The following is a 10019-nucleotide window of genomic DNA, read 5'->3' as shown; positions in this document are numbered from 1 at the left end:
TTTCTCGGCTGGTGAGAGAGAGTCTATCTTTCTCTAAAAAAATGGAGAATCACGTTGGGGCTGTTTGGTATTTTATCCATGACTACAACGCACAGCAAAGCAAAGGATTAAGCCGCCATCACTACTACCGAATCACCACCTAAGGTTTTATAATTGGGGAGTGTTATCAGGAGGAATATTGTGTTTAAACGACTTGCAGAACAGCATCGCCAACTGGTCAAAGACTTAGTCATGGATTTACAGGCCTTAGCGACCGCACTAGAAAATCAAGGTTATTTAGCATCCTGCTACACCTGTGGCGGTCAACTGAATAGCGCATCTTTTATGGTGGGATTGGGGGAAACCCATCTAATTCGGTTTCTCGTGTCCGATTACGGCATCACCTGGACAGAAATGCGCGATGATCGAGAGTTAATGAAACTTGAAGGTGCCGAAGCCATCAGCCAATTACAGGAATTAGCCAATCTGATTAAATATCAAATTTCGCCGGCGGAATTTGTTGACAAAAAACCCTCCTCCGTGCTGCAACGTTTCCAGACGGTTTAACCCCAGATGTAACCTAGACTTGTATGTTTAGGGAACTTTTTTCCCTAACCTTTCAGCCAACTGTTAGCTAGATAGGCCATTCGTTTCATCTCTTTTCGTCCCCGGGAGACGGAATCGAGGATCATGCCACAGGTCAAACTTAAAAAGGCTAAAAGCATGATCGAGGCCGATAAAATAGCGGTGGGAAAACGTGGTACTAAGCCGGTTTCGAGGTATTCAAACAGGACGGGGATCGCTAAGAGGAGGGAAATAACCGCCAAAATTAGCGAGACAAGGCTAAAAAAGAGAAAAGGACGAATTTCTTTAAAAAGTAGGATAGCGGTTCCCAATACTCGCCAGCCATCTTGAAAGGTTTTTAACTTACTTTGGGAACCTTCAGGACGTTCCCCGTAGAGGGTTGGTTCTTCAGCGAAGGGAATTTTTAATTCTAAAGCGTGGATAGTTAACTCGGTTTCAATCTCGAAACCATTGGACAAAGCGGGAAAAGATTTGACGAAACGACGAGAAAAGACGCGATAACCGGAGAGCATATCGATTAAACGCGCTCCAAACAGAAATTTCACCAATCCCGTTAAAAATAGATTACCGGCGCGATGACCGGGACGATAAGCCTGGGAGGATTTTGCCGCTTCCCGACGCGCACCGACAACCATATCCAATTGTTCCCGCAGCATTCGTTCAATTAAGCGTCGTACTGCCGCAATTTCGTAGGTATCATCACCATCGATGAGAATATAGATATCGGCCTCGATATCGGCAAACATCCGCCGGACAACATTGCCTTTTCCCGGTTGGATTTCCTGACGCACGATCGCACCCGCTTTGAGTGCCTCCGTCACGGTATCATCGCTAGAGCGGTTGTTATAAACATAAATTGCCGCTTCTGGCAGAAAAGTCTGAAATTGGGAGACCACTTTTGCGATCGTTAGTTCTTCGTTGTGACAGGGAATAATCGCAGCGATACGGTAGTTTTGCAAGGAAATCGGCGGAATAGCAGTCATTTCGATCATGGCTGAGGACAACGTTTAATGATGGTTAGGGGGGTGTCATGGCGTTGGACGGCGTGAATTGTCGGACAATGGGGGAAAGCATAATAATCGGGATCGGCGGCCTTTGCCCAAGCAAAGTCATCGGCATTGTGATCAAGCCATTCCATCCCCTCTTTGAGACTTAATCCCCAGTAATCGGTTTCCTGTTGACCTTGGACCGCTTTTAAGTCCCAAAAATTAAGGCTGTCAGCGGTTGAACGAGAGTTAAAAAGGGTTTGCAGGACTAGAGGGCAAGTTTTCCCAGGCTTTCCTATTGCTTGCCGGACTTTTCGGGTTTAACCTCCGTCACGCGCCAACTGAGTTTTAAATTCATCCAGAAGTTCCAAACGGTAACTATAGCGATCGCTATTAAGTTAGCAAGATAGCGATTAATATGTAAGACATTGAAGAAAAAGTTTAAGAGCAGCACGTTGAGGATCAAACCGGCCAAACAAATAAGATTAAATTTCAGAAAACGTTTGCAACGCTGCTGCCACTGATTTTGGCCGGTGGACAAATCGCCAAAAGTCCAGCGATCGTTCCAGAGAAAATTATTAATAATGGCCACCTCGGCGGCGATAATCTTACTGCGAGTTACTCCCCAAGCGAGGGTAGTGGGATCGCTGAGGAGATAAAATATAGCCATATCGACGAATACGCCACTAAACCCGACTAAACTAAAGCGAAGAAAGCGAGCGAGAGGGAATTGCCAACGTCTTTTCAGACCACCGAAACGACCGCGGGAACGCAATTTCAGCAGGTGCAGGATATATTCGATGTATTGTTTCCAGGTGACTTTGCTTTCGCCGTCTTGACGCTCTTGGAAAACGTAACCTACTTCGGCGATCTGGTCAATATTGCCGCGACCGATAACTTCGAGGAGAATTTTATAGCCCATCGGGTTTAAGATCGGCCCTGCGATCGCTTGTCGATTAACCATGAAATAGCCACTCATCGGATCCGATACCCGTCCCACCACCGCCGGCAGAATGACTAATCCCAACAGCTGCGCCCCCCGGGAGAGGAAGCGTCGAGTCAGACTCCATTCGCTGACTCCACCCCCTTCCACATGGCGACTAGCCACGGCGAGATCGGCTCCGGCTCTGGTTTGCTCGAATAATTTTAGTAACACTTCCGGGGGATGCTGTAAATCGGCATCGATAACCCCAAGGATGTTGCCCCGTGCCACCTGCCACCCCCTCACCACTGCCGAGGATAGGCCTTTTTCTCCTTCCCGGCGCAGCACTCGCAGGTGGGGATATTCAGGGATTAAAGATGCGGCGACTTCCCAAGTGCGATCGGGACTATTATCATCGACAACGATCAGTTCGTAATCGTTGGCAAGGGCCTGGTCAAGTATTTGACTGAGAATGTTGACTAATTGAACGATATTTTGCCGTTCATTGTAGGTGGGAATGACTAGAGATAGGCTGAGAGGATAATTTTTTTCTTCTTCTAGGTTGCCGTCGTCGATGGGAGGAGGAGATAAAGGTACCTGTAGATCTCCTGTGGGGGGAGTTAAGAAAAGATGAGACTGCTGTACCTTCATGAAAAATTTGACCTCACTCACTGGCGATTTAGCTACAGACGCACTGACAACGGCAGAAGATTCTGAATACTTTTGGCAACCTAACCTATTCAACCATACCTTTGTCGTCTCTTGGGCGGACACAAGCATTGATTAACCGGTACTATCGGCCATGACTCGTAAACCCAAGACGCTGTGGTGTTGATCGGGAAGGCAAAAGGTGCGATTGGCACTGCGTAGGTGTCTTGCTTCATCGCCCCAACTGCCCCCTCGCACTAAACGGGCGGAACGATAACGGGGCTGCAAGCGAGTGTCGCTGTCTAACCAAGCACTACCATCCAGGGGCGGGGTTCCCTCGTAATTCCGGTGCCAGCTATCGGCGCACCATTCGCCCACGTTGCCGTGCATATCGTAGAGACCGAAATTATTGGGGGCGAAACTACCCACCGGGGTAGTCTTGGCCAGATAGGCGCTGCTGGGTTCTTCCGCGTAGGGATCATAGACGGCAAAGTAATTGGCGCGCTCGCTGGTGAGGGTTTCCCCGCAGTAAAAGGGGGTGGTTGTACCGGCGCGACAGGCGTATTCCCAGCGTGATTCACTCGCTAGTCGGTAATCTTTGCCGGTGGAGCGGGAGAGTCTTTGACAAAATTCGATCGCCTCGTACCAGGAGACTCTTTCAACAGGCAAGTTATCCCCTTGGAAAAAGGAGGGCGCCGGATTGAGTTCGAGATTAATTTTCGGAAGTTGGGCGATCGCTCGCCACTGTGCTTGGGTGATCGGGTATTTGCTCAGAAAAAAGGCGGCCGTCGTCACGGAATTTTCTGGTTTTTCACTGCCAGTATGGTCGCCTTTTTCTTCATTTTTTGAGCCTCGTAGAAAACTGCCCCCCGGAATGGCCACCATTTCTAGTTCGCTGCCGTTACCTAGGAGTTCGCGCCAGGAGCGAGCGCTACCCTGACGGCGATCGATAATTTGCCCTTGACGATCGACTGTGACTGTTTCAAAGCTGTATTCTGTCAACTGGAGATTTTGCGAATCTACTGGGCGAACTTGTCGCAAAAACTCGTCTATTGCGCCTATGTTCTCGGAATTGGGCTTATTTGAGTTGGCAGAGTAACTGAGTCGAGAGGAGAGAAGGGTAGCTAGTCCGGCACTTCCTCCGGCTAGGGCTGCTAATTTCAGCAAGCTACGTCGGTTTAAGAGGGGATTAGGGCGATAGTTCATATTTTTAGGAGACTGGTCTGATATTTAGGCATTTCTAATCTTGATAGAAACGACTTTTTACTAAACAATAGGCTCTTTCATCGCCGTCACGACTGGCGGGATCGGAGTTTTCGGTATTACCTACTGTTATATAATCGCAAATTTCCCAGCCAGTTCGCTGTAAAATTCGGCGTAACCCGGCATTAGAAAAGATCCAATAGTTAGTAGAATCATTATTTGCTTCTAGTTCATCGAGTAAATAGGCTAGAGGAATCGGGGAAAGATCGACTCGATTAGCGGCATTACTCACCGCATTAAACTTAGTGACGCGGGTGCTAATCAGGCAATAATTGGCAGATTTCGCTAGGGTTTCGAGGGCATAGTAGGGATTTTTGAGATGGTATAAAATTCCTAAGAAGATGACTAAACTATAGCTTTTTTCGGGAAGGAGAAACTGGGAATCTAAGTTAACATCATGAATCTCCACAGAGGAAGAAAGAGCGGTTTTGAGCAGTTTAACTCCTTGCATAAGATTAAAGTTAGTAGGAGCGTAGTCCACTACCTGCACTTTGCATCCCAAAGATTCCAGAAAAAACGCCAGATCCCCATCGGCACAACCAATATCAACAATCGGTTTTTCCGAGATTAATTCCAGTAGAAAACGGTTTTTACCTGTTAATAGTAATTCGAGAATCTCGAAGCAGGTTAAAGTGTTGTAAGGATACCAGCCAAAATTGTCGGGGGCGAGTTTTTCTTTTTCGGCATCTAATTGGACTCGAAACTGGCGGGCCTTATTTTTGATGACGCTAATATCGAGAAGTTTGGGACTAATTTCTTGCAGTTCGGGAATGGTTAAAGATAACTGACCTAATCTTTCATAAAGAGCGTTTTTTTCCCGAATCATTTCTTGTTTTTCTTGATTCAAACTCTTCAGATGATCTTTGAGAGAATCTCGTTCTTCAATTAAAGTCTCTCGTTCATCAACTAAGCGAGGATATTTCCAGAACTTAAGATATTTCTTGATTTTCATCTATCAATAGGAAGGAATTAATTTTACTAAGTGGGTGGGTGGAATTAAATATAAGATGAACGTAGGTTGGGGTGAAGCATGAAACCCAACGCCCGCATGGGTTACGCTACCGCTAACCCATCCTACAAATAATTGTGCCTCCCTACTTAAGTTAGTCTAGAAGGTGTCTGGCTGTTGGATATTTTTACCAAAACCACTCTAATAATACCCTCGATTGGGATCATTTGTCAAGATATTTACCAAAATTTTTGATGGTTAAAGTCAGCTTATTATTGGCTTTCGTTAATATATAGGCTGAGAATTTTTGCAGATAATTGATTTTGAATAATTATAGATTCTGGGTAACTTCCTTAGATAATTTTCCAATATTTGGGAAAATCTCGACAATTGGGACAGTATTCAATCAAAACAGTGGTGGATGATTTTGCTGGCATTCAGTCCAAACCAAGCCTCATCTCCGTGCAATCTGGGGAAAGAGGAGAGGTTGACGATGATCACAAAAAGTATGTAGATTAAAATCAGAAAACTTAGGTAAATTGGCAAGATTTTAACTTTTTTCATGATCGAAGTTATCCCGCTTAGATAATTAACTTTTTTTCTGCTTTTTAGACTTATTTTTGACAAATTCTGGTAAGGATTCAGGTCAGACAAAAAGCAGTCAAACCCATGCTGTGTAAGCATTTAGGCGAATTATGGACAAATCCTCATTCTCATTAAGAAACGCTGAAAGCCTTAATTTTCGTGCTTATTGAGAATGAAACTGTTAGTTTAGCGAGTTCTGAGATTTTAGAAGCCGCTCTGTGACTGCATTTGAGGCACCTGAATCCTTACAAATTCTGCAAGTTTGCCTAAAGATATATGATCCTACTCACCAGCTTCTTTGAGATACTGATTGATATGATAATTCGGGTTAACTTGACAAGAATTAGATCGCCTGTAAACGCAAGTTCCGTTAAAGCATTTCTCCCGTTGATAATCTCCGACGGCGGCCCGGTCTTGGTTAAATAATAGATAATTAAAATAAGGTTGTAGTTCCTCGAAATTTTGGTTATCTTTGAGGAAATAAATCGGTACATCTTGGTGTAAGTAGGCGTATCCCCCCGTATATTGCCACGCCAATCCTTTTACTCCTAAACCGCAGAGTTTTTTCTCGCTACTTAAATACTGATAGGCCTGTAATTGTCCGCCGTGGGTTTGCCAGTGAGTATAGCCCGGTTTTTGCCAAGGCGGTCCGAAATTAAAAGTCTGGTCGGTATTAAAACGCCCCGCCAATAACCAGGATAGAAAAGCCCAAAGAAGTAAACTACTAAAAATAATGATAGTTTTGCTGGCGAGGGAACCTCGCATTAACGATAAACGCGAGACGAGAGTGGCGGTTCCCAAACTGGCGAGAATAATAATTAATGGTAGGGCAGGGAACATATAGCGATATTCTTTGTGACCTAAAAAGCTGTGAGAGAGGATAATAACTAGGGCCAGAAGGGCGAGAATCCAGTGACGACGAGCAGCGATTGCAGAGAAGAAGAGGATCGGAAACAGCCACCAAGACCAATTGAGGGCTAACCAAGTAAAATATTGCTGCCAGGGGGATACGCCAAAACTATTAAATTTTCCTTCAAAAATATTAATCCAGATCAGTTTCCAAATCGATTGGAAGGGGGTGGACAAAGTGAAAGTGTCTAAAGCGCCACCCAGCAAAACCGGACCGAGAAAACCGAGGGCAAGGGGCAGTAATTGTGGAAAGTTTTTTTGTCTAATTTGATAAATGAGGGCGATGGCGATGGCAGGCAGTAAATGAAATCGAAGATAGGTGGTCAATCCGTAGAAAAACCCCGTCCAATACAGTCGCTGACGAGAGGGGGGATTTTTGCCGTAACATCCTAAATAAACGCCGACTAGCAGGGAATAAGCAGCAATAACTTCGGTGAAGGCTTTCGGGGCAAAATAGATAAATTCAAACCAAATCGCACAAATACCGCCGGTTAGGATAGCACCAGCCAAACCGATACTTTCGTAGGCGATCAAGAATCCGATCCAAACGGGGATTAAAGATAGTAAACTGAGGAAAATCTTGACGCTGGCCAGATAGCCACTGGAGCCCTCGGAAAAACCAGCAGTTAACTTCATAATCCCGCCAAGAATGCCTGGAAATAACCAAGAACGAATCCCGTCCCGAAAATCCCAAGGTATCATCCCATTACCAAAAGCTAGTCGATGACCCTGTTCTAAAGTCTGAAAAATTTCATCCGGCCAGAGAATATTAGGATAAGAGAAAGCGGCATTTAGACGGAGGAAAAGGGCAAAAATAAGGATTAATAACAACCAAACTCTAGAATAATTTAACTGACGAATCATGTTGGCAACTAAGGATAAAGATTTTTGCTTTAGGGGAAAATATAGGGATTTTTAACGGGGTAATTGTTGTTACTAGGCTATTAAGTAGGTGGGTGGAATTAAATATAAGATGAACGTAGGTTGGGTTGAAGCATGAAACCCAACGCCCGATTATGTTACGCTACCGCTAACCTATCCTACAAATAATTGTGCCTCCCTACTTAAGCTAATGTTTTTTAGCATATTGCTGATGGTAATGTCAATCTCTTAAGTTATAGTTTAGTAGGGAGAAACTGGGGAACTTTTCTCCTAGAAATGAGTCCCTTGCCTAGAGTTGGCTATTAAAGATGAGTTTGCCCTTTGATACCCCTGAGAATTTACGAAGGAGAAATTATCAAGGTTAAGTCATCTCGATAATCAGGTATTTAATCGCTCTGGGTTTGCCAAAAAATTTAACCGTCAAACCGTGATACAATAGCACGGGTTCACCCCAAAAAATAAATAGCGAGCTAATTTCAGAATAATGCTGCAACGAGATTTTCTATTTAAGAATTTTGAAAAGTTTGATTACCGTCTATTTCTGGGTGTATTAATTACGGTCTTGGGATTTATCTTAAGATATTATCAGTACGATTCCTTGCCTCCCTATAACTGGACTCAAGATGAATTTGCTTTTGCTTGGAGTGGCATGAGTTTGATTCAAGAGGGAGTTCCTACCAGTTGGTCTTTCCTCAGTCCCACGGATGATTTTTTGGTGACAGTTTGGGAAAAAACTGCTGTTCGTTATCGTTTTGTTACCCCTTGGTTTGATCATCCTCCCTTGTTTGGATTAATTGTGGGTATGACGGCTATTTTATCGGGAGCAAAGGAATTTTTTGACTGTAGTTTAACAGTAATTAGAATTCCTTCTTTAGTTTTTGGCAGTCTCTCTATTTTCTTGCTTTATTTATTAGCTTTACGTTTGACTAATACCGGTGTGGCGATTATAACTTCTTTAATTTTTGCCACTAACCCCAATACGGTTTTTTTATCTCGTTTAGCAGTTAGTGAAAATTTATTATTATGTCTAAGTTTAGCGGTAGCAATTTTATTCCTTCAGTACGGTGAAAAGTCTCAAAAAAAGTATCTATACTTGGCTATAGTTCTAGGTGGTTTAGCACCTTTAGTTAAGGTGACAGGATTATATATTCTAGGTTCTCTAGTCGCTTTACTATTATTCCAAAAAAATTGGCGAGATAGCTTAATCGCTTCTCTGACGGCAGTTTTATCCTTAGGTTTGTATTACCTTTACGGTTGGTTTTATGATTTTAGTTGGTTTTTAACTACTCTCCAAGAACATAAAAATCGCTTTACGGATTTTGCTATGTTAAAAAATCTAGTTTTACCTACAGTTTTTTTTGAGGATGGTTGGTTAATTTTTAGTTGGATCACTCTACTGTTAGTTGCCAGATTTCCTTTGAAAATATCTAAGATACGATTAATTATTTTTCCTATATTAATCTATACAATTCTTCTTATTTTTTCTGGCGCTCAAAGCCATTACTATGCTTGGTATGTAATTCCTTACTATGGATTTCTCTTGCTAGTGCTTGGTATATTCTTAGACGATTTTCGTAAAAACTCTGATTTTATCAGTGCTGCCACTATCTTTATTTTTCTTGTCGTTTGGTCGGTGAATTTAAATATTAAGGATTGGGTTTTGAGTTCCCCTTACGGTAGATATTACTTTATTATCGGAACGGCAATTATTTTAGGGGGATTTTTCTTTAATGATTTAACCGAGAAAAAATCGAAAATTTTAACTAATTTTGTCAAGATAATCATGCTGATTGTCTTTTTGGGATTGTTACTGGGTAATCTTAATCTTATCCTTAACTATAAATTGCCAAGTTAAGCTAGTAAAACTAAACAAATAAATCTTGAACTTTTAATTATGACAACCCTGAAACGTTTTCCCCTTTCTCATCCCTTATTTTGGGCAATTATCTACTTTGTTGCTTTGGGAATTATCTCGGTTATTTTAGGTCAAGATGTTAGTTGGGATTTACGCAATTATCATTTTTATAATCCCTATATGTTATTGACAGGAAGATTTAAGTATGATGTCCTACCCGCACAGATACAAACTTTTTTTAATCCCCTGATTGATGTTCCCTTCTTTGTCGCTATTTATTATCTGAAACTGCCTCCGATTGTCGTGGGTTTTTTCATGGGAGGATTTCACGGGTTAAATCAATGGTTAGTTCACCTAATTACCTATCATTCCCTAGATAAAGTTTCCGAAAGATACAAGATAACTCTAAGCATAGCGGCAGCGATTACCAGTATTTTTGGGGCAGCCTATATCTCG

At 42.8% G+C, this 10019-nt stretch carries 9 protein-coding genes and 1 pseudogene; 4 read left to right on the top strand and 6 right to left on the bottom strand.

What is annotated here, in order from left to right:
* The first annotated feature begins 180 nt into the window (after nt 1-180).
* On the top strand, nt 181-546 hold the full coding sequence (locus tag IM515_RS13470) for a DUF1815 family protein (protein ID WP_287627795.1): 366 nt from the start codon (nt 181-183) through the stop codon (nt 544-546).
* A 44-nt stretch (nt 547-590) separates the two neighbouring features.
* Here the strand turns inward: IM515_RS13470 and IM515_RS13465 are convergent, their stop codons facing one another.
* From IM515_RS13465 to IM515_RS13455, 3 genes are all read right to left on the bottom strand, one after another.
* The gene (locus IM515_RS13465; RefSeq protein WP_061433100.1) at nt 591-1556 is read right to left on the bottom strand and encodes a glycosyltransferase family 2 protein; all 966 of its coding nucleotides are present in this window, start codon (nt 1554-1556) and stop codon (nt 591-593) included.
* Complete coding sequence (locus IM515_RS13460) at nt 1553-1702, bottom strand: hypothetical protein (protein ID WP_002764692.1); 150 nt, start codon at nt 1700-1702, stop codon at nt 1553-1555. Before IM515_RS13460 ends, IM515_RS13465 begins: the two co-directional genes overlap by 4 nt.
* Nucleotides 1703-1845: 143 nt before the next feature.
* Entirely contained in the window at nt 1846-3123 is a 1278-nt protein-coding gene (locus tag IM515_RS13455; RefSeq protein WP_287627793.1) for a glycosyltransferase, read from the bottom strand.
* A 7-nt stretch (nt 3124-3130) separates the two neighbouring features.
* On the opposite strand from IM515_RS13455, the gene IM515_RS13450 reads away from it, so the two are divergent.
* Nucleotides 3131-3259 carry a hypothetical protein gene (locus tag IM515_RS13450; protein WP_256377222.1) on the top strand — a complete coding sequence of 43 codons (129 nt, stop codon included), beginning with the start codon at nt 3131-3133 and terminating at the stop codon, nt 3257-3259.
* On the opposite strand, the gene IM515_RS13445 is transcribed toward IM515_RS13450, so the two are convergent.
* The 3 genes from IM515_RS13445 to IM515_RS13435 all read right to left on the bottom strand — a co-directional run bounded on the left by IM515_RS13445 (nt 3256) and on the right by IM515_RS13435 (nt 7690).
* Nucleotides 3256-4326: a formylglycine-generating enzyme family protein gene (locus tag IM515_RS13445; RefSeq protein ID WP_287627792.1), complete on the bottom strand. Its 1071-nt coding sequence runs from the start codon at nt 4324-4326 to the stop codon at nt 3256-3258. The two genes, IM515_RS13450 and IM515_RS13445, sit on opposite strands and share 4 nt — an antisense overlap.
* Before the next feature lie 34 nt (nt 4327-4360).
* The gene (locus IM515_RS13440) at nt 4361-5335 is read right to left on the bottom strand and encodes a methyltransferase domain-containing protein (protein WP_287627791.1); all 975 of its coding nucleotides are present in this window, start codon (nt 5333-5335) and stop codon (nt 4361-4363) included.
* 864 nt (nt 5336-6199) lie between these two features.
* A complete protein-coding gene (locus tag IM515_RS13435; RefSeq protein ID WP_190723049.1) occupies nt 6200-7690 on the bottom strand; it encodes a glycosyltransferase family protein in 1491 nt (496 codons plus the stop codon).
* Nucleotides 7691-8192: 502 nt separating this feature from the next.
* Here IM515_RS13435 and IM515_RS13430 point away from each other — a divergent pair.
* Both IM515_RS13430 and IM515_RS13425 read left to right on the top strand, forming a co-directional pair.
* Entirely contained in the window at nt 8193-9563 is a 1371-nt protein-coding gene (locus IM515_RS13430; protein WP_287627790.1) for an ArnT family glycosyltransferase, read from the top strand.
* A gap of 39 nt (nt 9564-9602) precedes the next feature.
* Nucleotides 9603-10019 (top strand): annotated as a pseudogene (locus IM515_RS13425) (hypothetical protein); the annotation flags it as partial.

Source organism: Microcystis sp. M44BS1, assembly GCF_020244875.1.
Lineage (GTDB): Bacteria > Cyanobacteriota > Cyanobacteriia > Cyanobacteriales > Microcystaceae > Microcystis > Microcystis panniformis.
Note: the sequence above shows the minus strand (reverse complement) of the source record. Positions and strands in the feature narration are given on the sequence as shown.

Coding starts and splice junctions, on each gene's coding strand:
- IM515_RS13440 (WP_287627791.1), bottom strand. CDS start 5,335: ATGAAAATCAAGAAATATCTTAAGTTCTGGAAATATCCTCGCTTAGTT.
- IM515_RS13445 (WP_287627792.1), bottom strand. CDS start 4,326: ATGAACTATCGCCCTAATCCCCTCTTAAACCGACGTAGCTTGCTGAAA.
- IM515_RS13435 (WP_190723049.1), bottom strand. CDS start 7,690: ATGATTCGTCAGTTAAATTATTCTAGAGTTTGGTTGTTATTAATCCTT.
- IM515_RS13460 (WP_002764692.1), bottom strand. CDS start 1,702: ATGGAATGGCTTGATCACAATGCCGATGACTTTGCTTGGGCAAAGGCC.
- IM515_RS13465 (WP_061433100.1), bottom strand. CDS start 1,556: ATGATCGAAATGACTGCTATTCCGCCGATTTCCTTGCAAAACTACCGT.
- IM515_RS13430 (WP_287627790.1), top strand. CDS start 8,193: ATGCTGCAACGAGATTTTCTATTTAAGAATTTTGAAAAGTTTGATTAC.
- IM515_RS13455 (WP_287627793.1), bottom strand. CDS start 3,123: ATGAAGGTACAGCAGTCTCATCTTTTCTTAACTCCCCCCACAGGAGAT.